Below are 22,795 nucleotides of genomic sequence, written 5' to 3'. Positions count from 1 at the left end.
AGCAACGAAAAGAAATGATGAAGGCCGCAGCAAAGCAAAGTATTTACTCCACCGTATTCGCATATATAGGTGTTGCAGTGGGGTATGTTAACTTGTTGTGGCTCTTCCCTTATATCTTGCGAGCCGATCAAATTGGCACCTTAAAAACCATACAAGATATGGGATTGCTACTGGTACCATTCGCTCAACTAGGGTTAGGACATGGCATTACCAGGTATTTCCCGAAGTCCCGACCCAATCATTATTCATTCTTTTCCTTAGCGATCGTCCTGGCAATTATTGGCTTTAGCATAGTTTGCCTTCTGTTCATTGTTTTCCAAGATGTTATCGTGGGTGCATATAAAGAAAATGCACCAGAAATCATTGACTATCTTCTCATAGTCCTTTGCATCACATTCTTTGGCGTAATCCAATCCATATTTGAGGCCTTTTCAAGGTCATTTTTTAAAACAGCATTCCCTAACTTTCTCAGGGATGTATTGTTGCGCCTGGGTTTAGGGGGACTCGTTGTACTTTATTTCTATTCCATCATTCCCTTTCAATGGGTGATTGCAGGTATCGCAATCGTTTATGGGGTTTCATTGTTTTTTTTGGTCTATTACGCTGTTTGGTTTGAACATTTTAAGCTGGAATGGAATTGGAAATCCCTAACCCCTGCTTTTAAAAAACAATTCCTCACTTATAGTCTTATCACTTTACTGGGGACTGCAGGAGCCATTTTGATCATGAAAATCGACAGCCTAATGGTCAGTTCCATGATTGGACTGGAAGCCAATGCCATCTATACCATCGCCTTTTCCATTGCTGTTGTAATCGAAATGCCAAGAAGGGCAATTTCCCAGGTGGCCATGCCCATTATCTCCGAAAAATTTGCGGCAGGTGCTTTGGAAGAAATTAATCAGCTCTACAAGAAAATTGCCACCCACCAGACTTTTATCTGCCTCTTAATTTTCCTTCTAATCTGGGTGAACATTGACATACTTTACTATTTTGTCCCCAACAATGAAGTCTACCGGACCGGAAAATGGGTGGTTTTACTTATTGGTCTAGGGAAACTATCCGATGTAGTTTTTTCGGTGAATGGGGAGATAATCGTTTTTTCCAGATTTTATGTGTTCAATATTACCGCTACACTGGCCATGTGTGTGGCGGTGGTTTTGTTTAACCTATTGCTGATTCCATTTATGGACATTGAGGGAGCGGCATTGGCCTCCTTAATCGCCATGGCCATATATAACTTTCTGAAATATGCATACGTGAAATTCCGACTTGGTTTTGACCCCTTCACCTGGCCATTGCTCTGGGTGTTATTGATTGGGGTTTTATGTTGGGCGGTTAGCGCTTATGTCTTACCCAGCCCTAATAATGTTTGGCTAAAGCTGATCCTTAATTCAGGGGTTACCCTTGGGCTGTATTTGACAGGAAATTTCTGGTTGAATACTCTACCCGATCTTCAGAAAAGCCTCGTAGATAAAAAAAAAGAGTGGGGAAGAACAAAATCATAAACCCTCCCTAATGCGGTTTCTATTGGATACCATCCAATATGCCCGCTAAATTCCCTGTTAAGGTTTTTCTGTCGAAGGTATCCAGATTCTTCGGGTTTATGTGCAAAGGTTGGTTTTCCACCTTTTTCAGGAAGGCACACATACCATCCCTGTCTTGGTGGCTGAAGACCATTCCGGCACCGGCTTGGTGAAGGATATTAGCTGAATCACCCTCAGGATCTCCTAGGGCAATGATCTGCCTTTTGGTGGCCATGTACTCAAAAATCTTTCCCGGAATATTCCCTTTGGCATTTTTGGTGGACGTTAAAATCAAGAGAAGTAGATTGGCTTTGCCATAAAAGTCAAACACCTCCTGGTGACTTACATATCCGGCAAAAACTACGTGCTCACTCATCCACGAATCGCCCCTTACCCATTGCTGGATCGACTCACTTACCCTACCCACAAAGGTTAGTTTTACCTTCCCTTTGAAATTTCCAAAAGTAAGTTGCATAGCTTCCAAAAAGGGCTTTGGATCCCGAATGGCATCTACCACCCCTGAATACACGATATGCAGAGCCCCCCCATCGGGTTGTAAATCATCGAAGTTTTTCGGCTTATCTTCCCTGTCAAACCCATTATAAAGCAGGTGTATGTCCCTTTTGGCCAGGACTTGCATTTCCTTCTGAAAGGTTGGGGAAATTGTACATACTGCATCTGCTTTCAAAAACACTTTTCGCTCCAAAGTAGCATGCTTCCTTTTCGCCCATGGCATCATGGGCAAGGTATCCAAAAATTCCCAGGTACTCCAGGGGTCCCTGAAATCTGCAAGCCAGGGGATACCGAATTTTTCTTTTATCCCCATCCCTATTAAGTGCATGCTATGCGGGGGACCGGTAGTGATGACAGCTTGAAACTTGTTGTTTTCGACTATCTGGGCCAAATAAGCTAATGAGGGCTTCACCCAATATGCCCTTGGGTCAGGAATCATCATATTTGCCCTTATCCAAATGGCTATTTTGTCCAAAAAGCTCTTCTCGGACTTTTCAAGGATTAGAGCTGGATTTTGGGATTTATTTCTCTGGAATGTTCTGAGTAACTGGTATGGCTCCCATATTGGGAACTTGAGCACTTCTAGGTTTTTTGGCACCTCTTCTTCCAGACTAGGGTCCCTTAGGTCAAAATCCGGGTTTTCTGGAGTAAATATCACCGGATCATATCCGTAAAGAGGTAAGTATTTAGAAAATTTAAGCCACCGTTGTACACCTGAACCAGCACTGGGTGGCCAGTAATAGGTAATCACCAAAATGCGTTTCCCTGCTAACATATTTAAAATATCACCCACCACCTATTCAAAAAGTGGCGGGTGTAATTGTGTTTATTCACCTTGGGCAAGGGAAAAGCCTCTTTCGCCATCAAAGGTATATAGGTTTTCAATCTTTATGAAATCAAGTTGCAACGCCATCATCTGATGCAAAATACTGATAACCTGCTCATGGCTGATTTTGGATTCGTCGGCATTAAAAAACCGGATCCTCCAATGGTCGGAACAAAAAGTTTCTTTCATTCCTTCTGGATATACCTTCACGCCCCTATTTGTGATTAGCTGCATTTTAAGGCCGTCTGCATCCACTGATCGCAGTTTTTCCCCAATCACATTGGCATCCCTACCATTTTCCTTCCAATCGATAAATACATCCACCCCAATAAGCTCTTTTTTGAGGGGCTGTCTCTCAGACAACACTACTGATCCTGTACCGCCCCTTTTTTCTTTGGCAAATATTGCCGGCTTCATGGAATTGGGTTTATGCCCTAGCCTTTCTATCACGGCTTTGGCAAATTCCTGAGTACCCACTTTCTTTTTGGAAATGGATTCTTGGTAGATATCCCCGGTATGAAACCCATCTTCCAGGGTCTTCATCCATGCGTTACTGATTTTTTCGGCTATCTCTGGCTGGCCGATATGAACCAGCATCATAATAGCTCCATTCAACAAGCCCGACGGGTTTGCGATATCCATTCCAGCTATATCCGGTGCCGATCCGTGTATGGCTTCAAACATAGCTACATCCTCACCCACATTGGAGGATCCCCCCAGGCCAACGGAACCCGTGATTTGGGCAGCCACATCAGAAATGATGTCCCCATACAGGTTTAGGGTAACGATCACGTCAAACATTTCAGGCTTATCGGCGACCAGTGCCGTGCCTATGTCAATAATCTTATGGTCAGCCTCAATGTCGGGATATTCCCTTGCCACTTCAATAAATACCTTATGAAACAAACCGTCGGCAAGTTTCATGATATTGTCTTTGGTCATGCAAGTGACTTTTTTTCTGTTATATTTTTTTGCGTATTCAAAGGCATATCTGATGATTTTTTCACTACCTGGTCTTGAAATAAGCTTTAGGCACTGGTAAACTTCCTCGGTTTGCCTATGTTCAATCCCTGCATATAGATCTTCCTCATTTTCTCGGATAATGACCATATCCGTTTTGGGGAAATGTGTCTTTACGAAAGGAGAGTAGGCCTTGCAAGGCCTTACATTGGCATATAGCCCAAGAGTTTTTCTGGTAGTGACATTCAAACTCTTGAACCCCCCGCCCTGCGGAGTGGTGATGGGGGACTTCAAAAACACCTTCGTTTCCCTTAGGGAATCCCATGCCCTCGGTTCAATGCCTGAACTTATTCCCTTAAGATAAACCTGTTCCCCTATTTCTATTACATCCTTTTCGAGTTGAGCACCTGCTGCATCTAGGATGTCAAGAGTGGCCTTCATGATTTCGGGACCAATCCCATCCCCGTATGCAACTGTAATTTTGGTCTTTGACATACAAAATAAATTAGCTAAATACATTATAATTTAAGTACAAAAATAGAAATAAAAGAAAGACCAGTACCAAAACAACAGGATAATCTACCCCTTAATTTATATGGAAAGTTGAAAAGTTTTCCTTTTAACACATATCCATCCTTACACCTTGGTGTATCCCCAGTAATAATGCCTTAAGTTGGGGATAAATCCTAATGATAAAACACTTATTATTTATTTTGAAATACATTTTAAAGTGTATATTATTTAAATCAGCTATAATACCCAATAAGCTTTTTTGAAAGATTTTTTTGTGTTTGAATGCCGACCTAGTATATTTGAGACTTAACATTCAACATATCGGATGGCAGAACAAAAAAATATTCTTTCGCAAAACAGGGACGGGGTTTTATATCTCACCATTAGCAGAGAATCTAAGCTTAACGCATTGAATTACAATACTCTTGAAGAGTTAAACAATATCTTTAATGAAGTAAATGACAACAAGTCAATCAGAGGGGTAATCCTGACAGGAGCCGGAGAGAAAGCTTTCGTTGCAGGTGCAGATATTAATGAAATTGCGGAACTTAATGAGCTGAATGCCAGAAAATTTGCTGAATTCGGTCAGGAGGTGCTTCACAATGTGGAGTCCTGCCATAAACCTGTAATCGCCGTGGTAAACGGATATGCTTTAGGAGGGGGATGCGAATTGGCTATTGCCTGTCATATGCGTATCGCGACAGCAAATGCGAAATTTGGGCAACCTGAAGTAAATCTTGGGATTATTCCAGGCTACGGTGGAACCCAACGCTTAACCCAGCTCATTGGTCGTACTAAAGCTACCGAGATTTTAATGACCGGGGATATGTTGGACGCGGATGAGGCCTTGAAACTCGGGCTTTTAAATTATGTGGAGCCTACCAAGGACACGGCAATCGCAAAAGCAGAAGGCATCCTTCAGAAAATAATGAAAAAAGCCCCTCTTTCCATCGGAATGATTATCGACTGTGTAAACGCGGTATACACAAGTGGGGAAAACGGTTACCAAATTGAGGCCAACAGTTTCGCCAGATGTGTAAAGTCGGAAGATTACCGTGAAGGCACAAAGGCCTTTCTAGAAAAAAGAGATCCGGTATTTAAAGGGGAGTAAATCCCCTTTTTTTTATCATCAGCTCTTTATTAGGGCTTACTTGCCATATCCAGGGCCTGGAGATCCTCCGGCTCTAATTTTAATGTAAGTGCCTCTTCAAAGGCCCTTAGATGGGAGTACTTTGTCGCACTGGCAATAGGAGCACTTACCATAGGTTGATGCATCAACCAGGAAAGGGCGATGGCAGAATGGCAGACTTGGTGTTTCTCTGCCAGTTTATCCATAACCCTCAAAATTGCCCAACCCTTATCATTCATGTATTTTTTGGAAATGGCTTCTCCCCTTTGACTTTTGGTTTTATCCTCTGGAGTCCTGTATTTGCCACTCAAAAACCCCATGGCCAAGGAGTAATAGCAAATCACACCAAGGCCCTCTTCCTCGCAAATTTTTAATGTGCTTTTTTCATACCCATCCCTGTCATACAGGTTGTACTCCGGTTGAAAAACTTCATATTTTGGCAAATCAAGAGATTTGTGTGCTTTCAGAGAGGCAGAAAGCCTATCTTTGGAAAGATTACACGCTCCAATGGCCCGTATCTTTCCCGCATTTAGCAATTTGTCGTAGGCCCCTAATGTTTCCTCCACAGGCGTGAGGTCATCGTCCCAATGGGTCAGGTAAATGTCTATATAGTCAGTTTGAAGACGTCTCAGGCTTTCTTCGACTGCCTTTAAAATATAGGGTTCACTGAGGTCTTTTTTTCCCTGCCCCATATCCGAACCCACCTTGGTGATCAGGTTGATTTTTTCCCTATTGGAATTCTGCTTCATCCACTTCCCAATAATACTTTCGGATTCTCCTCCCCTATTGCCCTCCACCCATCGACTGTATACATCTGCGGTGTCAAGGGTATCAAGACCCATATCCAATAGTCTGTCCAACATATCAAAAGACTCCGTTTCGTTAAGCGTCCATCCAAAAACATTGCACCCAAAAATTATCGGAGAACTTTTCAAACTGAATTTTCCTAATTTTACTTCTTTCATTCTAGTTGTTGTTTTTTTAGTTGAGCAAACAACTATGGTATCCATTTGATGTTTTTAAAATTGGGCTTTCTTTTTTCCAAAAACGCATTTCTTCCCTCTTTTGCCTCCTCTGTCATATAAGCCAACCTTGTGGCCTCCCCTGCAAAAACCTGCTGCCCTACCATGCCATCATCTGTGAGGTTGAAGGCGAATTTCAGCATTTTTATCGAGGTAGGAGATTTTTCCAAAATTTCCTGAGCCCATTCGTAGGCTGTGGACTCTAACTCCGCATGGTCAACTACGGCATTTACCATTCCCATTTCATAGGCTTCCTGGGCAGAATAATTCCTCCCAAGAAAAAATATTTCCCTGGCTCGCTTTTGTCCCACCATTTTGGCCAAATAGGCTGAGCCATAGCCACCATCAAAACTGGTAACATCTGCATCTGTCTGCTTAAAAATGGCATGCTCCTTACTTGCCAAAGTAAGATCACAAACCACATGAAGGCTATGCCCCCCACCCACTGCCCATCCTGGCACTACTGCAATCACCACTTTGGGCATAAACCGAATCAGTCGCTGAACTTCCAATATATTCAACCTGTGCATTCCGTCCTCCCCTACATAGCCTTGATGGCCACGGGCCTTTTGATCCCCTCCGCTGCAAAAAGAGTAAACCCCATCCTTGGAGGAGGGGCCTTCAGCAGACAAGAGGACTACACCTATAGAAGTGTCTTCCCGTGCATCCAAAAAAGCCTCATAAAGCTCGATTGTTGTCTTTGGCCTAAAGGCATTTCTCACTTCAGGCCTATTAAAGGCTATCCTGGCAACTCCATTACACTTTTTATACGTAATGTCCTCAAAATTCTTTACAGTATTCCAATCCATCATCTTTTTATGGTTTTAACTGCAAGATAACAGTCAAGGATGATTTTTTGATGGTTTTATGTTATGGAATACCTGTTTAGGGCTAATATTGCAAATACCGAAACGTTTTACCATAAATGACGGGAAAAATCAAAACATTGGGAAACACCTATTCTTTTGAAGAGATCAAAAGAGGGGATTGGGATACCGAAGAATCGGCCTATCTGAAGGAGGCACTTTCTTTTTGCCAAGATTGGCTTTCTGGCCAGAACCTGTTTGAACTGCATACTTCCGGTTCCACAGGAGCCCCGAAACCTATACAGGTAGAGAGAGACAAAATGGAAAAAAGTGCCCAAATGACGGGGGAGTTTCTGAAATTGGAAAACCAGCCCAAGTTGTTGTGCTGTCTAAATACAGCCATGATTGCAGGTAAAATGATGTTGGTAAGAGGGATGGTTTGGGAGTCCGAATTACATATCGTGTCCCCTTCCTCCTTATTCCCCGCCCGGTTACCCCACACAGATTATGACTTAGTAGCCATGGTGCCGATGCAAGTGGAAAAAGCCCTGCGGTTTAAGGAAAGAGGCCGGGTATTGGGCAATACAAAAAACTTCCTTATTGGGGGTGCGCCCAGTTCTGAAAGGCTAAGGGAGGAACTGAGGAGTTGGTCTGGTAACTTTTTTCAGACCTTTGGCATGACCGAGACGGTTTCACATATAGCCCTTGCGGACCTAAAATCGAAGGGCCCCTTGATTTACAAGACCCTTCCTGGCGTGGATATTGATGCAGATGCCAGTGGCAGGCTTTATGTCAAATCACCCACAGGTATTCAATCTGGCTTTTTGACCAATGACATTGTTGAATTGACTGGAAAGAATGAATTTATATGGAAAGGAAGGTTTGATTTTGTAATCAATTCCGGGGGATATAAGATTTTTGTTGAGGAGCTCGAAAGAGAAATTGAACCGGTTTGGCAACAGTACCTTCCAGTAAATCGTTTCATTATTACTAAAGCAAGCGATGAATTGTTAGGAGAAAAAGTAATATTGATTTTCGAAGGCAAGCTATCAACCCAGGATTTATCCAAGTGCATGGCAGCACTTAAATCAAAGCTTCATCCTTACAAGTATCCGAAGGAGGTGCTTCAAGTGGATGAATTTTGCACTACTCCTTCTGGAAAAATCAATCGCGTAAAAACCACAGAAAAACTGAAATTATGATATTCGTCCAATTATGCCTTTATCTTTTAGCCATGTGTGCTCCATTAAACGGGGAATTGGAAATTGTAATTACCAATACCAAGGACAACCAGGGGGTGGTGCAAATTTTACTTTTCAAGGACAAGGAGGGTTTTCCAGATTCTCCTGAAAAAGCCTTTAAAAGTTTGAGCGTACCAGTAGAAAACAACCAGGCCCAAATCACTGTATCAGATCTTCCGGATGGGACTTACGCCATTTCCACTTTTCATGACCCTGATGCGGATGGTAAAATGAGAAAAGGGTTGTTTGGTATCCCTAAGGACAGGTATGGTTTTTCCAATAATGCAAGTGGGACTATGGGTCCTCCCTCCTTTGAAGACGCAGCGTTTGAAATCACTCAAGGCAAAAAAAATCAGATAAATATAAAATTGAAATAGGCCAAGTTTAATCGATATTTCTAAACCAACCCGTAATACTGATTCGCTCCTTCTTGGTGGTCATCACCTCGTGGGGGATTTCCCCGCTCAAAAAGCAAACTAACCTCCCTCCAACTGGATAAATATCCAATCCCTTTTCTATGCCATTCTCATCTGGAAAATAAATCCGTAGAGCACCCCCATCTTCTTCCTTCCACCCATGGTTTAAATACAGGATGACAGTTACCATCCTATAGGCCACGCTTTGAAATTGATCCAGGTGCCGCAAGTAAAAGGAGCCTGGAGGGTACATGGCAAAATGGCTTTCGAAAGAGCGAAGACCTAAAAAGCACCTTTGGTTGATCTTTTCTCTCAAAGCCTCCATTTTTTTCCAAAAGCTTTCCTGCATAGGGGACAATTCCCCCTCTTCCATCCAAAACACCTTATCACTTCTGATCTCTGGCTTGATTGCGAAGGAATCCCCCTTACCGATTCCCGCATGCCTGAACTGACCATGCCGCAAAATATCCTGTTGCTCTTTCAATAGGGAATCACGAAATTCCTCATTGATATAATCGTCCATGATTATCCAGCCTTTTTCATATAGCCCTTCAGCGATAATCTGGTTTTTTTTAGAAATATGCATAGCAAGTGGCATTAAAGTTCTCCGCAAATATAACACATTAACCAAATGGCCTAGAATTTGATCAATAATGCTATATGATTTGCCCAGTTGCCCCATAACCAAACCTTTTTGTAAATTAAATGAACTATTTTTGGACGAAACACCTAATTTTAAATTCATACCATTCTAATTCAGTATGCATATTAAGTCTGAGGATATTATTAGATTAGAAATAGAATTCCATAGTGGTGAAATCCCTGCCCCTTATTCCCATCAGTTTAAAATCAAATTGGTTTTTGGTAAAAACTTCATAAATACCCAATTCGACATCAATTATTTGGACAGGGAAGAGCTTTCTGAAGAAGAAATCCTAAATGAGGGCTTTAGCCTCAATGATGATTTTAGCTTTGTAGGGGAATTACCCAAAATCTGGGAACCCGTACTCAAAAACCTTTACTCCAACTCCAAATGGTCCCACCAGAAAATGTTGGATGACCAAGGGGGAATTAAGGTGCTGGCAAAGGACAAGCATGGAAAAATTGTCAGAAGCATAGCATTAAATCCTAAGGAGTGGCATTATTACAGTCAGGAGTTAATTCAGGCCATCTACGAAATTAGTAAAAAGGAAGCTCCTCTGCAGATAAGGTACAAGCAGGTAACCCACAATAAGACAATGCTATACGAGCTAACCTTCAAATTTGCAACCCGAAAGTTTGTGTTTTGCTGTAATGGTGCCGAACAAATTTTAGAATGGCAAGAAGCCAAAGACCTCCTTGCCTGCATATTCCTTCCCGATTATGACTACGGAACGGCCACCTCCAGCGAACCCACTAAGGAAGGTAATTATATCGATTGTGGGGATGGATTTTGGCATGAATTTGGAGAGGGATTAATTAACTTAGATGAAGGCTTTGATGCAAAAAAGAAAATTCAGGAGGAATTTGAAAGACTGAGCCAACTACTGCCATAAACCCCCTGTAAATACGCAGGGAATACAAAGGGGCAAGTCAAATTCCAACAAAAAACTCATAATGTAAATTTCATGAGCATTTATTAGGTTGATCAATTAATAAAAATGGCTGTCCCTTAGGATGGCCTTTTTTATTGGCATTTCCTGATTTCGTTTTTGACTTCCTGAATCATATCGGCTAAATCTTTGAGGGTAAGTTCCACATTTGAATGTTTTGAGTCAGGAAAGGATGTGCTGATATAGGCTTTGGCCTCCCATACTTCAAGTACCTCGGAGGCAGGTACCTCAAACGGTTTATAGAACTCGTTATCGGAAACCAAATATAGCTTCCCTTTTTCTTTCAAATAATTAAATGCCCTTTTGTAAACCACCCCCTCCGATTTTGTCACCAAAATATAGGTCATACCATTTTTTATTTCCAGCAATTGATCAAGGTAGGCCCCAATTATCACCGTACCTGGGCCAAGGGGAAGCATACTGTCCCCACTTAACTCAAAGGCCCTGTAGGTTTTCCCCGTAGGGAGTTGGGGAAGTTTAAACTGGGGCAACTTCTCAAAGTACTCCGCGTCAGCATACCCATTGAGATACCCCGCCGCCGCCTTTTGGGGTACCAGAGTAATTTGTTCTTCCCCATGCACATCCACTGCTACCGTAAGCACCTCAACAGGAAACCGTCCAAAACCTGAACGGCCCTCCTTGGCCAAATCTCTCTGGACCAGGTCATCGATGGAAACCTCAAAGGTCTTCGCAATAGTGGCCACTGCTTCCATTTTGGGCTTGGACCTGCCGTCTTCATAGGCAGAAATCATGGGACGGCGAACACCGAGCTTCTCTGATAGAGCTTCCTGCGTCAATCCTGCATTGCGCCTCAGCCATTTGAGGTTGTTAGAGAATGACATATCCAATTGGTTTTTATGCGGAATACAGAAAGAAGGTATGATCGTCCTTTAACCCTCGGGTAAAATTAAACCGGTAAAAATCCGCGCGAGTGGACTCATGAAATTCCAATCGCTGTCTGATTTCCATCAGGATTTCCTGCTCGGGCATGTTTTCGCAAAGAAGCAGGTATCCATATTTTTCCTTGATCCCCCGCTTCACAAAAAACTTGACTTGCAAATTCCCGGAGGGCAACAATTTTTTGGCATAAGTAATGGTTTGAACTGGCTGCATAAATAAAGAATTGATTTTGTTAATTTTATTTACATATGCAATATAGCAATGTTATTAAAAACAACAAAATAAGAAGTTAAATTTGTGTGTTCCAAAAACACCTTTATTATTAGTTTTTTAACTAAAACCTATTTTATCAGTTGAATTTAAAACCTATATCAATCATTTTTACACATATATCAAAAAAATTGGGTTATTTTTAATCTATTGTTTTGAAATAAATTTTATTTGATCATAATTTGAGCTAAATTTATATTCTAAATATTACCACTTTACGACACAACAAATCATGAAAAACATCAACAGAAGAGATTGGATCAAAACCAGCATGTTGGGAATAGGGAGTATTTCTTTATTGCCTGGTAACCTATTCGGAAAAGGAGAAGCTAAGGCTGCTTCTCAGCTTGGATGGAGTAAAGAAAGCATGCTTTGGGAAATCAACCCTCTATACAATGAGATTAAAATGAAAGCCAGGCTTTTGGCCAATGAAAACCCTTTTGGCCCTTCCCCTAAGGTACAAAAAGCCATTTCAGAATCCATAAGCTTAGGAAATAGGTATGGGCATGGAGATGCTGCCTATCTTATCAGCCTCTTGGCAGAAAAAGAAGGTGTAAAACCAGAAAACATCATGTTGGGGCCTGGCTCTACGGACATGTTGGAGAAAACTGCCATTGTATTATGCAAAGACGGTGGCAACGTGGTTTCAGCAGACCCCACCTACATGTCTTTAGTGAATACTGCCCAAGCCATAGGAGGGAATTGGAAGGCAGTGCCTTTGAAAAAAGACTATTCCCACGACCTTGAAGGCATGCAATCTGCCATAGATGGGGACACAAAGCTTGTTTACGTCTGTAACCCCAACAACCCTATGGGTTCTATTACAGAAGCAAGTAGCCTGAAAGAATATTGCAAAAAAGCAGCCACTAAGGTGCCTATATTTGTGGATGAAGCCTACTTGGAATTTATGGACAAACCAGAGGACAACTCAATGGTAGGTCTTATCAAAGAGGGTCATGACGTAATGGTAGCTAGGACTTTCTCCAAAATACATGGGATGGCAGGATTAAGAATAGGATACCTGGTAGCTACAGAAGAGCGAATAAAATCCATTACTAGCATGGTAAGGGGGACAATGGGGTTATGCGTGACTTCCCTCAAGGGAGCGATAGCCAGTGTGCAAGACCCTTCATTTTTGACCGATTGCAGAAAATGGAACAAGGAATCCAGGGAATTTACAAGCGAACAATTACATAGCATGGGATTTCAGGAAATTCCCTCCTATACCAGTTTCATGATCTTTCCCATTGAGCAAGAAGGCAAGGCTTTTGCCAAGAAAATGATGGATCAGGGAGTAGGAATCCGGGTATATTCTATCGCTGATTCCCCATGGTGTAGAGTAAGTATGGGTACCATGGACGAGATGAAGCTTTTTGTGGACGCCCTAAAAACAGCAACGGCATAATAACTACCCCGATTAGCAATAAACCCAAATACCTCTTTCTTATTAACCACTAACAACTTCTTATACATCATGAATATAGCTGTCCAAAAGACGCTTTCATTGCTATTGCTATTGGTAATTGGGTTTTTACTGAGGGGAAAGCTTAAGGATCCTGCACAGCAAAAAGGCCTTAAAACGCTTATCCTGACTGTGGCACTGCCCGCGATTATATTTGTGGCATTACTAAAAGCAGAGATCCAATTTGACTTGTTGGCACTTCCAATTTTGGCTATTGCCTTTAATGTCATCCTTTATTTCATCTTGAAATTCACCTTGCCAGTATTCGGGGTAGAAAAGGACACCCCTAGTTACAGAACCTACTTGTTGCTGTTTCCTTCCTTGGCACCTGGGCTTTCTTGTTTTCCGTTTCTCATTGAATATTTAGGGGATGATGCCTTGGCATGGGGTGCCTTGGCGGATATAGGGAATAAGATATTTGTGCTTGTTATAGCCTATCTGATTGCAATGCGCTGGTATTTCAAGATCAACACCCAAATAAAAACAGGAAATGGAGAAAAAATTAAGTCTTTGTTGCTTAGTCTTATCAATGAGCCAATCAATATTGTAATCTTAATTGCATTGGCCCTGATAAGTTTTGATCTTCACTTGGATAGTTTGCCAGGGTTTATGTCCTCGGCTATTTCTACGCTGAGTAACTTAATGACCCCATTGGTATTAATCTTTATCGGTATAGCAGTAGTTTTCAATTGGAAGCAAATTCGAAAAATCACTGGGTTACTCGTAATCCGGTCCGGTTTAACCTTCTTGTTAAGTGGTTTGATTTTAGTGTTTGCGCCACAGCTTTCCTATACAGCCATAATGGTGTTGGTGGTTTTTCCCCAAAGTGCCATAAGCTTTTGGCCCTTCGCTCACATGGCCTCTATCACTGGCCTCGAGCAGAAGCAGGAAAAAGTAAAGCAAAAAACCTTTGACATGGAATTGGCTGTAAACATTCTTGCCGTTTCCTTACCCTTCGCTACTCTTATCATGCTTACTGTGTTTTCCTTTGGGGAGCTTTTTGCCCAATCTAGCACGCTTTTCATAGTAGGATTTGGATTAATTGGGTTAGGGGTCATAAAACCTTTACTTAACTGGATAAATGAGAAATCATCCTATGAACCAGTTTATAAAGAAGAAAATTAAAACCACAATACATATAAATTGCTCACTTAATTAACCACTAACCAATGCATTCTGATTATTAAGGATGTAAAAAAGCAGCATTGAAATTCAATGCTGCTTTTTTTGGATAGATTAATAAATAGAAGTCAATAATAACGGAATCTTCCCAGAGTAGGATTATTGCTGCGAGATTCTCCCGAAACAAGTTAGGGGCAGGCTAAGCTAACAGGCCTGCGGTGCGGGGAAGGTTATGATGACCATTAAAAGACTATTTTAAACATACTAAATCAACCCTTATTAAGAGAACTTCCTGCCACCGACTTGAAGGCATCAGCAAACATTTCTAAGTCGTCAGATTTTCCCATGGAAACCCTACAGTAGTTTTGTCCTTCAATATTCCAGGTTTTTATAGCAACCTGCTTTTCCATCATTTTTTTGCGGAAAATATCCCCGTCCATTTGAATGGGAAAGAGAATAAAGTTGGTGTGGGAAGGAAAATAATCGTATCCAAGTTTATTCAGAAGGTCATAGACATACTTTTTGCCCTCATTGTTTTTCTTAACGGAATATTGGATAAAGGATTCGTCCATAAGGCTGGCAGCTGCTCCTGCCATGGAAGGTCCTGACAGTGTATTTCTAGGTCCCTCTTTCGCCATTTTTTCAATCACCTCCGGTTGTGCCACACAATAACCTACCCTTAGGCCCGCAAAAGCGTGAACCTTAGAAAAGGTCCTTGCGACAATAACATTCTTTCCATTTTTGATACATTCCGTAACGGTGGAGTTTGCAGGATCCTCCATATAATCCAGATATGCCTCATCCACGAATACCGGAACCTTATCGGACACAAGGTCACAAAATGATTTAATCTCATCTCCAGTCAATATCTTGCCGGTTGGGTTGTTGGGGTTTACCATGTAGAGTAGCGAAAGGTCTTTACTTACCTTGGCTTCCATAGCGTCCAACTGATGATCCATATCCTTGGTAAGAGGAACCCGTACCCAATCTGCCCCTCCAGTTTGGGCCATTCGAACCAGCGAGGTATAGGTGGGGTCGGCCGAAAGTATCTTGGCCTTTTCTCCGCCATATACCCTGGCTCCTGCCTGTAGTAATTCTGTGCTTCCTGCTCCCAAGAGGATGTGGTCGGTGCTCACACCTTCTTTTTCTGCAATGGCCTCCATCAATTTTTGTCGGTGATGTCTGGGATACAAATACCCATCATCAATGGCCGCCTTAATGGCCTTTTTTGCCGACCCCGCAGGTCCAAAGGGGTTCTCATTTGAGGACAACCTGGCATAGTAATCTTCCTTTCTGTTCTTCAATAAGGAATTGGAACCATGGCCGGTTTCCATTCCATTTGCATAGCCTAGCGTGAAAAGGCCAGCAGAGGCTGTCATACTGGCCTTCAGCCAGTTTCTTCTACTAAAATTCTTCATGTTTTTTTGGTTAGTAGTGGTTAAAGATTCAATTGAATAAGCAATATAAATAAAATGCCTTCAGGTACTGGTAAAGATTTGATCTATTGCACCTTATAGCTCATCAAACCCTTTTCCACTCACCCAAAGGCATTTTGTGAAGAAATGAGGAAAACTTATCTCACCCTTACATTATGATACATCCTAAAGGCAGTGTTGTTGTGTACCCCGGCAAACTCGAGTCTAATCTGGCTGCCGGATGATGGTGCCTCTACACCCAGCCCATTCCAGGTCTGTTGGAAAAGCACACTACCTGATCCATCAGTAGTGAGACTTCCCACCTCTTGAGTGCTATTAATAAACACCCTTACATTTAGACCGGATACAGGAATGGAGTCAATACCTACATTCTGGTCCAAAATACCTGATTTGTCCAGTTCGTAAAATCTTCCTACAACGGAAACATCTGAGCTGGCCTCAAACTCGGTGCCTTGTAGCAATACCAAAACGGGGGAAGCCACATTTGGCGTTGCCAGATCATCTGTAACTACGCATGCCGTAGAAACCAGAACCAAAAGGCTAAGAACCAGGTGTTCAAATTTTATGCATATATTTTTCATTTCAATTATTTTTAAGTCGAGAAATTTGATATTCGATCCGTTTTAATCTGCGTTAGATTTGCCAAGGACTACTCAGCCCACCATAGTTTTGACCTCATATTATCCTGACCACCGAGCATTTGAATCCCTGACTCCAAGTTGCTCATATTAAGAGAATACTCTGTAGGTGGATATTCGATACGAGTGGGAAGGACTCCTTCATTGACGAAAATTGCACTGGGATGGGGAGAAGGCATCACAGGAAACCCAGTCCTCCTATATTCGGTCCAGGCTTCTACGCCCTGTCCAAAAAGTGCAATCCATTTTTGAGTCATTATTGTCTCCTTGTCAATTGTTCCCAATCTGCTCATGTAGTCGGAAGGCATGCTTACCCCATTTTGATCAAAGGAAGCCGCAATGGCTTGCTCTAAATAGGCAGTGGCATCTCCTTGAATATCTCCATCAAAAGCAGCCTCAGCAAGCACAAAGAGCAGCTCCGAATAGGTCATCAAAATACTGGGAGCCTCAGCATCCAAAAACCTCGGACCTATGGTGGATGCCACGAAGGTAGCCGCTGCCTCGTCGGTCAACCCGTTGGGAAGCCCGGCGAAGGAACCATCGGATAAGGGAAGTGCATATGCTGAGATCCTGTCGTCATCCAGCTCAAGCAACTTATCTATCAAGGTGCTGCTGATATTCCAATCAGAACGGGTAGAAAACACATCAAACATCTTGTTCCTGCTTCCTATTAGGTTCGAATGGAACAACTGGGCAAAATCCTCGTTGCTGGTAAATATGGGATAAGTGGCGGGGTCACTCAGGATTTCCTGCATGATTGCCCTGCTTTCTGCCGGCTTTTTTGCAGCCTGCCGATTCGCAAGCTTTAGGCGAAGGGAATTGGCAAACTTTTTCCATCTTAATATGTCCCCTTCAAACATAATATCCCCGTTTACTACAGGACCTGAAACAGAAAGCCGCTCATTAGCAATTTTTAGCTCCTCAAGAACCCCTGCATAGATTACTTCCATCTCATCATATTTTGGAGAGTTTATCCTATCTTCAGCGGCTCCTTTCAATGCTTCAGTGTAGGGAATGGGTCCAAATACATCCGTCAAATAAGAAAATGTGAAGGACTTCATCGTCATAGCAATACCTTCATAATTCCTGTTGGGAAATTCTCCATCCGGACTTGACAATTCAATCATCCTCTCCAAATTTATCAAGGACCCATTATAAACATTGTCCCAAGTCCCTGAGGAAATTGTAAGCGGAACTTCGTAGGTATCTCCTTCAGCATTGATATAGATGTTTCTGGCCAAATGCTGAATCCAACACATGGCAGCATCTATATTCAATCGTTGAAACCTGGTACTGTGCCCCCAGTACCTGTCTACCGAAACCTGAATAGCATTAGGTAGCAACAAGGCAGGGGAAATCGTGGTGGGATTGTTGGGATCTGTGTTGATCTCTTCAAACTCCTCTGTACATGAACTGGCAAATACCGTCCATATCATTAAGAGGAAACAGGCGTATATACTTATCTTTTTCATTAGACTCTGATTTGGTAATAAGTTAGAAGGTTACATTCACGTTGAAGCCTATGCTTCTGAGGGTTGGCTGTTGACCATAAGCAAAGCCCTGGGCATTGCCGCCTTTCATATCAGCCTCTGGGTCCATATGAGGGTGGTTCCTGTGGAAAATAAGCAAGTTTCTTCCTACTAATGACACTCTGGCTCCCTGAACAAAAATATTAGATAATAGGGCAGGTGGTATGGAATACCCTAGGGTAAGTTCCCGAAGCCTTACAAAAGAGCCGTCGAAAATTCCGGCCTCGTGGTAAGTCCTTGGGTTTTGGGCGTTCCAGAAAGTAGCAGCAGGAATGATCACATCGTTAGGTGCATATACCGGACTTTCAGCAGTACCCACATTCATAACTCCTTCCCCAATTACTCCCTCTTCTCTACCAATGGCAGTCTCTTCGTACATGCCTGTTTTCCTGGCCAATCCTGTACCTACATCAAATAGGTCACCACCCATTCTTATATCAATCAATGAACTCAAAGTAAGACCTTTGAATGTGAAGGTATTGGAAAATCCACCAATCCAATCTGGTTGGATGTTGCCCAAAGCAAAGGTTCCTGGTTCTAATTGAGGTAACCCATTGCTGTAAATAATATCTCCTTCAGGGGATCTTTGGTATCTTCTTCCATATAGGGTTCCATAGGGTTGTCCTACTCTGGCTTCGGAGGTCAAACTGTTTTGGGAACCAAGCTGGTAGTTTTCTAATCCTTCGGCAAGCTCAACTACCATGTTTCTGTTTCGGGCAAAATTAAAAGATACATCCCAGCCCAAACCTGGTCCACTAGGCAGAATGGTACCTGTAATCATCGCTTCCACCCCCTGGTTGGTGATTTCTCCTGCATTCAGAATCTGAGAATCATAACCTGAGGCCCTGGAAATTGCAACTGCCAAAATCTGATTGGTGGTGGACTGGTGGTAGTAGGTGAAGTCCATTCCAATTCTTCCGTTTAGGAACCGTAAATCCAAACCTAACTCCTGCCCGGTGGTAATTTCCGGTTTCAAATCCATATTGGCCAGTTCGTTGGATTCGGCATAAGTAGGTACGGTACCTGCCCAAAGGCCCTGGGATATAAATACCTGATTGAGCATGTAAGGATCAGCATCGTTACCCACCTGAGCTAAACTGGCTCTCACTTTAGCAAAGGAAAGCACATTGCTCTGGATATTAAAGAGATCCGTCACCACTGCGCTCAGGGCTGCGGAGGGGTAAAAGAAGGAATTTGCTGTGATAGGCAAGGTACTGGACCAGTCATTTCTACCGGTAATGTCCAAGAAAATGGAATTGTTATACCCTATTGTGGCAGCTCCAAAGACACTGTTTACCACTTGGCGTCTAATCTCACTGGAAGGGTCAACTGGACTAGCGTAGTTGCCTAGGTTATACAAACCATCTACAGTCAATTCCCTGACATTAACAACGTTTTGCTTAAAGTTATTGGTCCTATTGATTCCTCCACCCTGTACATTAAAAGACCATCCATTGTCCAGTGTTTTATTGTAAGAAAGTATAAAATCACTATTGGTCTCCTGGCTGGTCATGGAATTCTCCGTAAAAGCACCTAAAATCCTCACAAAGTTTTTAGTCCTTTCCACTGAAGTGACATCTGTCCTCATATCCGACCAAAAATCCGTACCGGACCGCACCATTAGACTAAAATCGTCGGTAAACTGATACGTAGCTGCAATGTTACCCACTAACCTGTTCTTCTCATTTGAATTAGGGTACCTGTCCTGAAGAAAGTAGGGGTTGGTGAAGTATTCGTGCTGCCAGTTGGCATAGGGATAATCATCACCGGGGCGGAAAGTCTGTCTATGTGTTTCGTAATAGTCCTCCCAGTTTCTGAGCTTTTCGTAATCGGTATGCCGATGCGCCCATATAAAGTCGGAACTTCCGGTATACCTTCTGTTTTCGGAACCGGATTTCACGTATTCAGCACTTACAGTTACGTTAAGCTTGTCTGTGAAATTATACCCAGCATTTAGTTTGAAGTTATTTCTGTAAAAATCATTGTTGTACATGATACTGGTTTGGTCCAGCCTTCCCATGGATAACCTGAAATTTCCTGATTCGTTACTTCCGGAAACAGCGACGTTGTTGGTCATTGCCCGACCAGTTTCCCAGAAATCTTCCCAGTTATTTGGTTGAGGCAACAGTGGTTCCCTGCCTGGAGCTGAATACCAAAGTGGCACCATACGTCCATCCATGGGAGCACCCCAGCTTTCGTCCACACCGGCTGTTCCCCTTATGCCGTCGGCATCAAAACCATTTCTTCCATCCACATACCAAGTCCTATAACCTGCACCGCCCCCATAAATATTTTGAAAATTAGGTTTGACCAAAGGCCTGTCAAACGTCATGTTGGAATTGATTTCCACACCAATACCCTTTGTTCCAGAACCATCTTTGGTGGTAACCATAATAACACCGTTTGCAGCTCTTGATCCATATAGTGCTGCCGCAGTGGCTCCTTTTAGCACATTTATTTCCTTGATGTTATCGGGATTAATTTCGGACAACCCTCCACCATAACGTCTGTCATCGGTTTGCTCTATGGGCACTCCGTCCACTACTATCAAAGGCTGGTTGTTTCCAGCCACAGAGGAAGAGCCCCTGATAAGGATGTGGGAACCACTTCCCGGCATAGAATTCGGTGTGATTTGCACTCCGGCTATCCTTCCCGAAAGGTTGTCAGCTATGTTTGGTTGGCGGGCTTCAGATAATTGGCTACCGTCAACCGCCTGCGTGGAGTAGCCTAACGCCTTCTTTTCGCGTTCCATTCCAAAAGCGGTAACCACAACCTCTGAAAGGGCCATTTCATCAGAGGCCAACGAGACAGTTAGGTTACTTCTGTTATCCACCTTGACTTCCTTTTTATCATATCCGATAAAGGAAACCTCCAAAACATTTTCACCATCTTCCATGGCAACTGTAAATTCTCCGTCAACGTTTGTGGCGGAACCCCTGTTAGTACCTTTGATTAGGACTGTCGCACCCGGAATTGGCTGCTTGTTTTCATCAATCACTTTTCCGGTGATTGTTCTTTCTTGAGCTGCTAATGGGTTGTGAACCATTAAAGCAAGTACACCGAGTAGAATACCCATGCAAATACCAGGCATCCTACTACAAAGAGTAGATTTTTTGTTCATGTTGTTAGTGGTTAAAGTAAATCTTAATCGTTGGGGCTTGTGAACCGGGAGTCACCCCTATTTCCAAGGCCAGGTTATTTGGGCAGGAAATTTAGAAGAGATTTATTGCTATGGCGCCATTTTCTTTTTAAGCAACTTCTAAATTCAAGGGCAATATAGAACAAGATTAGGAAAACCTAAAGTTTACAAAAAAAAATTTCTTTAAGTCATAAAAAACTAACTATATAATTGGAATTACTAAAATTCAAAATTTTCACTTTAATTTTAAAATTTATATCAAAAAATAATTTAATCACCATAAATACATGAATTAATAATATTTTAAACGTAATGAAAAATTTCAAACTAAATTACACTTTTTGTAAAACATACTCTTAGTTTTTGCTATAATTTTTACATTTTACACATTTACTTAAAAAACTGGTTAATTTATACACCATATTTTAAATTTATATCATAATTAATAATCAACTAGGTTAAAAAAAAGAGTGGCTACTTTAGTATTTTCTAATTCAGAATATTATTCTGATTGATAATTAAACTCTAATTTGTCAATTTCAATCCGTTTTGGGCATTGGAGCATAAAAAAGAGCCTAAGGTTTCCCTGCAAGCTCCTCGAAGTCCTCCCGAATAAAAATCACATTCCTTCCCAATTCTATCCACTTTCTTTTTTCCAACTGCTTCAGCAATCTGGAAACCACCTCCCGTGAAGTTCCCAACTCCAGTGCGATTTCTTGATGCGTGGTATAAAGTTCTGTGGACTTGTACTGTCTCATTTTTTTTATAATGTAGTCCATCAATCGTTCGTCCATCTTTTTGAAGGCAACGGCATCAAGGGTAGACAGCAACTCCTGGAACCTATGCTGATAAGTTAGGTTGACAAATTCCTTCCATTGTTTATACTTTTCCAACCATATCTCATGAAACTGGATAGGAATAGCTAAAACCAAGGTTTTTTCTTCAGCAACTGCCCTTACTTCACTAGGCCTGGATGCAGTGCAACAGGTTAATGAAAGGGCACAGGTTTCTCCAGGATCCAAGTAGTAGAGGAAAAGTTCCTTGCCATCCTCTCCCTGCCTAAGGACCTTTATTGCTCCTTCAAGAACTATTGGCACCATTTTCACGTATTTGCCAGGTTCCATAATGCCTTTACCTCCCTCAAAATTTATCAACTGTCCTTCCTTTAACATAGCCGCCAAAAGGTTAGGATCGGATATAGTTGGCAACTTTTCTTTTAAATACTCAAAATCCATCGTTAGCCCTTGTTTATAATGTTATCTATAGCAAAGGAATTTGCTGGTAAAAATTGAATGACGCAAACAAATAGAAGCATGTGGATCATTTGAGAGGGAATGGAACTGTAATTTTCCGCAATGCAGGTTCCGAAAATCAAAACACCCATTAAGAACCCTCCCACAATAGCAGCATTTCTGGTGAACAGTCCCAAAAGCATGGCTATTCCTATAAGAAATTCCAAAAAAGGCAAGATGTAAAAGAATGGCGTGACAAGAAACTCCGGCAATATCGACCCTTCAAAGTCCTCCATCATACCTTCTTTCCAGGAGTTCAATTGGGGTAACCTCACAAGACCATGGCCAAACATGCTCATTCCGATCCCCACTCTAATAATTAAATAGGCAATTTTTTCCATTGGTTTAAATAGTTTAGTTAGCAAAACCTTAAAATACTGGCTCAAAACCCAATATACTAAGAATTCCCCACGATTTCCTTTGAAACCTCATCGTTCCCACAAATTCACTAAACTCCCAAATTCAT

Annotated in this window: 20 protein-coding genes; 7 read left to right on the top strand and 13 right to left on the bottom strand. The window is 42.1% G+C overall.

Annotation, left to right across the window (positions count from 1 at the left end):
• Positions 1-14 precede the first annotated feature (14 nt).
• Positions 15-1,505, top strand: coding sequence for an oligosaccharide flippase family protein (locus tag DB520_RS16140; protein WP_114750758.1), 1,491 nt, complete (start codon positions 15-17; stop codon positions 1,503-1,505).
• Positions 1,506-1,524: 19 nt separating this feature from the next.
• Here DB520_RS16140 and DB520_RS16135 read toward each other — a convergent pair whose 3' ends face one another.
• Both DB520_RS16135 and DB520_RS16130 read right to left on the bottom strand, forming a co-directional pair.
• Positions 1,525-2,811 (bottom strand): glycosyltransferase family 4 protein, encoded by a 1,287-nt coding sequence (locus tag DB520_RS16135; RefSeq protein WP_114750757.1) that lies wholly within the window; start codon positions 2,809-2,811, stop codon positions 1,525-1,527.
• 51 nt (positions 2,812-2,862) lie between these two features.
• A complete protein-coding gene (locus DB520_RS16130; RefSeq protein WP_114750756.1) occupies positions 2,863-4,317 on the bottom strand; it encodes an NADP-dependent isocitrate dehydrogenase in 1,455 nt (484 codons plus the stop codon).
• Between the two features lie 343 nt (positions 4,318-4,660).
• Between DB520_RS16130 and DB520_RS16120 the strand changes: the two genes are divergently transcribed.
• Positions 4,661-5,446: an enoyl-CoA hydratase/isomerase family protein gene (locus DB520_RS16120; protein ID WP_114750754.1), complete on the top strand. Its 786-nt coding sequence runs from the start codon at positions 4,661-4,663 to the stop codon at positions 5,444-5,446.
• A gap of 29 nt (positions 5,447-5,475) precedes the next feature.
• On the opposite strand, the gene DB520_RS16115 is transcribed toward DB520_RS16120, so the two are convergent.
• Positions 5,476-6,429, bottom strand: coding sequence for an aldo/keto reductase (locus DB520_RS16115; protein WP_114750753.1), 954 nt, complete (start codon positions 6,427-6,429; stop codon positions 5,476-5,478).
• A gap of 32 nt (positions 6,430-6,461) precedes the next feature.
• Positions 6,462-7,295, bottom strand: coding sequence for a 1,4-dihydroxy-2-naphthoyl-CoA synthase (locus DB520_RS16110; protein WP_114750889.1), 834 nt, complete (start codon positions 7,293-7,295; stop codon positions 6,462-6,464).
• 116 nt (positions 7,296-7,411) lie between these two features.
• Between DB520_RS16110 and DB520_RS16105 the strand changes: the two genes are divergently transcribed.
• Together DB520_RS16105 and DB520_RS16100 are read left to right on the top strand one after the other, a co-directional pair.
• On the top strand, positions 7,412-8,494 hold the full coding sequence (locus tag DB520_RS16105; RefSeq protein WP_114750752.1) for an AMP-binding protein: 1,083 nt from the start codon (positions 7,412-7,414) through the stop codon (positions 8,492-8,494).
• A gap of 32 nt (positions 8,495-8,526) precedes the next feature.
• A complete protein-coding gene (locus tag DB520_RS16100; RefSeq protein WP_232835014.1) occupies positions 8,527-8,910 on the top strand; it encodes a DUF2141 domain-containing protein in 384 nt (127 codons plus the stop codon).
• Between the two features lie 7 nt (positions 8,911-8,917).
• On the opposite strand, the gene DB520_RS16095 is transcribed toward DB520_RS16100, so the two are convergent.
• The gene (locus tag DB520_RS16095; protein WP_114750888.1) at positions 8,918-9,535 is read right to left on the bottom strand and encodes a 2OG-Fe(II) oxygenase; all 618 of its coding nucleotides are present in this window, start codon (positions 9,533-9,535) and stop codon (positions 8,918-8,920) included.
• Positions 9,536-9,710: 175 nt separating this feature from the next.
• Here DB520_RS16095 and DB520_RS16090 point away from each other — a divergent pair, with 175 nt between their 5' ends.
• On the top strand, positions 9,711-10,484 hold the full coding sequence (locus DB520_RS16090) for a hypothetical protein (protein ID WP_114750750.1): 774 nt from the start codon (positions 9,711-9,713) through the stop codon (positions 10,482-10,484).
• Between the two features lie 131 nt (positions 10,485-10,615).
• Here DB520_RS16090 and DB520_RS16085 read toward each other — a convergent pair whose 3' ends face one another.
• Together DB520_RS16085 and DB520_RS16080 are read right to left on the bottom strand one after the other, a co-directional pair.
• Complete coding sequence (locus DB520_RS16085; RefSeq protein WP_114750749.1) at positions 10,616-11,383, bottom strand: LexA family transcriptional regulator; 768 nt, start codon at positions 11,381-11,383, stop codon at positions 10,616-10,618.
• A gap of 13 nt (positions 11,384-11,396) precedes the next feature.
• Positions 11,397-11,654: a hypothetical protein gene (locus tag DB520_RS16080; protein ID WP_114750748.1), complete on the bottom strand. Its 258-nt coding sequence runs from the start codon at positions 11,652-11,654 to the stop codon at positions 11,397-11,399.
• A 289-nt stretch (positions 11,655-11,943) separates the two neighbouring features.
• On the opposite strand from DB520_RS16080, the gene DB520_RS16075 reads away from it, so the two are divergent.
• The gene (locus tag DB520_RS16075; protein ID WP_198675364.1) at positions 11,944-13,116 is read left to right on the top strand and encodes a pyridoxal phosphate-dependent aminotransferase; all 1,173 of its coding nucleotides are present in this window, start codon (positions 11,944-11,946) and stop codon (positions 13,114-13,116) included.
• Positions 13,117-13,185: 69 nt separating this feature from the next.
• On the top strand, positions 13,186-14,298 hold the full coding sequence (locus DB520_RS16070) for an AEC family transporter (protein WP_114750747.1): 1,113 nt from the start codon (positions 13,186-13,188) through the stop codon (positions 14,296-14,298).
• Positions 14,299-14,564: 266 nt separating this feature from the next.
• Here the strand turns inward: DB520_RS16070 and DB520_RS16065 are convergent, their stop codons facing one another.
• The 6 genes from DB520_RS16065 to DB520_RS16040 all read right to left on the bottom strand — a co-directional run bounded on the left by DB520_RS16065 (position 14,565) and on the right by DB520_RS16040 (position 22,670).
• Complete coding sequence (locus tag DB520_RS16065) at positions 14,565-15,713, bottom strand: pyridoxal phosphate-dependent aminotransferase (RefSeq protein WP_114750746.1); 1,149 nt, start codon at positions 15,711-15,713, stop codon at positions 14,565-14,567.
• Positions 15,714-15,868: 155 nt separating this feature from the next.
• Complete coding sequence (locus DB520_RS16060; protein WP_114750745.1) at positions 15,869-16,312, bottom strand: hypothetical protein; 444 nt, start codon at positions 16,310-16,312, stop codon at positions 15,869-15,871.
• A gap of 68 nt (positions 16,313-16,380) precedes the next feature.
• Positions 16,381-17,841 carry a SusD/RagB family nutrient-binding outer membrane lipoprotein gene (locus DB520_RS16055; RefSeq protein WP_114750744.1) on the bottom strand — a complete coding sequence of 487 codons (1,461 nt, stop codon included), beginning with the start codon at positions 17,839-17,841 and terminating at the stop codon, positions 16,381-16,383.
• Positions 17,842-17,863: 22 nt separating this feature from the next.
• Positions 17,864-21,019 carry a SusC/RagA family TonB-linked outer membrane protein gene (locus tag DB520_RS16050; protein WP_198675363.1) on the bottom strand — a complete coding sequence of 1,052 codons (3,156 nt, stop codon included), beginning with the start codon at positions 21,017-21,019 and terminating at the stop codon, positions 17,864-17,866.
• 593 nt (positions 21,020-21,612) lie between these two features.
• Positions 21,613-22,272 (bottom strand): Crp/Fnr family transcriptional regulator, encoded by a 660-nt coding sequence (locus tag DB520_RS16045; protein ID WP_114750743.1) that lies wholly within the window; start codon positions 22,270-22,272, stop codon positions 21,613-21,615.
• 2 nt (positions 22,273-22,274) lie between these two features.
• Entirely contained in the window at positions 22,275-22,670 is a 396-nt protein-coding gene (locus tag DB520_RS16040) for a DoxX family protein (protein WP_114750742.1), read from the bottom strand.
• Between the last annotated feature and the right edge of the window lie 125 nt (positions 22,671-22,795).

It is taken from the genome of Pleomorphovibrio marinus (assembly GCF_003347495.1).
GTDB classification, from domain to species: Bacteria; Bacteroidota; Bacteroidia; order Cytophagales; family Cyclobacteriaceae; genus Pleomorphovibrio; species Pleomorphovibrio marinus.
Note: the sequence above shows the minus strand (reverse complement) of the source record. Positions and strands in the feature narration are given on the sequence as shown.

Coding starts and splice junctions, on each gene's coding strand:
- DB520_RS16100 (WP_232835014.1), top strand. CDS start 8,527: ATGTGTGCTCCATTAAACGGGGAATTGGAAATTGTAATTACCAATACC.
- DB520_RS16090 (WP_114750750.1), top strand. CDS start 9,711: ATGCATATTAAGTCTGAGGATATTATTAGATTAGAAATAGAATTCCAT.
- DB520_RS16135 (WP_114750757.1), bottom strand. CDS start 2,811: ATGTTAGCAGGGAAACGCATTTTGGTGATTACCTATTACTGGCCACCC.
- DB520_RS16110 (WP_114750889.1), bottom strand. CDS start 7,295: ATGGATTGGAATACTGTAAAGAATTTTGAGGACATTACGTATAAAAAG.
- DB520_RS16130 (WP_114750756.1), bottom strand. CDS start 4,317: ATGTCAAAGACCAAAATTACAGTTGCATACGGGGATGGGATTGGTCCC.
- DB520_RS16095 (WP_114750888.1), bottom strand. CDS start 9,535: ATGCATATTTCTAAAAAAAACCAGATTATCGCTGAAGGGCTATATGAA.
- DB520_RS16065 (WP_114750746.1), bottom strand. CDS start 15,713: ATGAAGAATTTTAGTAGAAGAAACTGGCTGAAGGCCAGTATGACAGCC.
- DB520_RS16075 (WP_198675364.1), top strand. CDS start 11,944: ATGAAAAACATCAACAGAAGAGATTGGATCAAAACCAGCATGTTGGGA.
- DB520_RS16050 (WP_198675363.1), bottom strand. CDS start 21,019: ATGAACAAAAAATCTACTCTTTGTAGTAGGATGCCTGGTATTTGCATG.
- DB520_RS16120 (WP_114750754.1), top strand. CDS start 4,661: ATGGCAGAACAAAAAAATATTCTTTCGCAAAACAGGGACGGGGTTTTA.
- DB520_RS16055 (WP_114750744.1), bottom strand. CDS start 17,841: ATGAAAAAGATAAGTATATACGCCTGTTTCCTCTTAATGATATGGACG.
- DB520_RS16085 (WP_114750749.1), bottom strand. CDS start 11,383: ATGTCATTCTCTAACAACCTCAAATGGCTGAGGCGCAATGCAGGATTG.
- DB520_RS16140 (WP_114750758.1), top strand. CDS start 15: ATGATGAAGGCCGCAGCAAAGCAAAGTATTTACTCCACCGTATTCGCA.
- DB520_RS16060 (WP_114750745.1), bottom strand. CDS start 16,312: ATGAAAAATATATGCATAAAATTTGAACACCTGGTTCTTAGCCTTTTG.
- DB520_RS16080 (WP_114750748.1), bottom strand. CDS start 11,654: ATGCAGCCAGTTCAAACCATTACTTATGCCAAAAAATTGTTGCCCTCC.
- DB520_RS16105 (WP_114750752.1), top strand. CDS start 7,412: ATGACGGGAAAAATCAAAACATTGGGAAACACCTATTCTTTTGAAGAG.
- DB520_RS16040 (WP_114750742.1), bottom strand. CDS start 22,670: ATGGAAAAAATTGCCTATTTAATTATTAGAGTGGGGATCGGAATGAGC.
- DB520_RS16115 (WP_114750753.1), bottom strand. CDS start 6,429: ATGAAAGAAGTAAAATTAGGAAAATTCAGTTTGAAAAGTTCTCCGATA.
- DB520_RS16070 (WP_114750747.1), top strand. CDS start 13,186: ATGAATATAGCTGTCCAAAAGACGCTTTCATTGCTATTGCTATTGGTA.
- DB520_RS16045 (WP_114750743.1), bottom strand. CDS start 22,272: ATGGATTTTGAGTATTTAAAAGAAAAGTTGCCAACTATATCCGATCCT.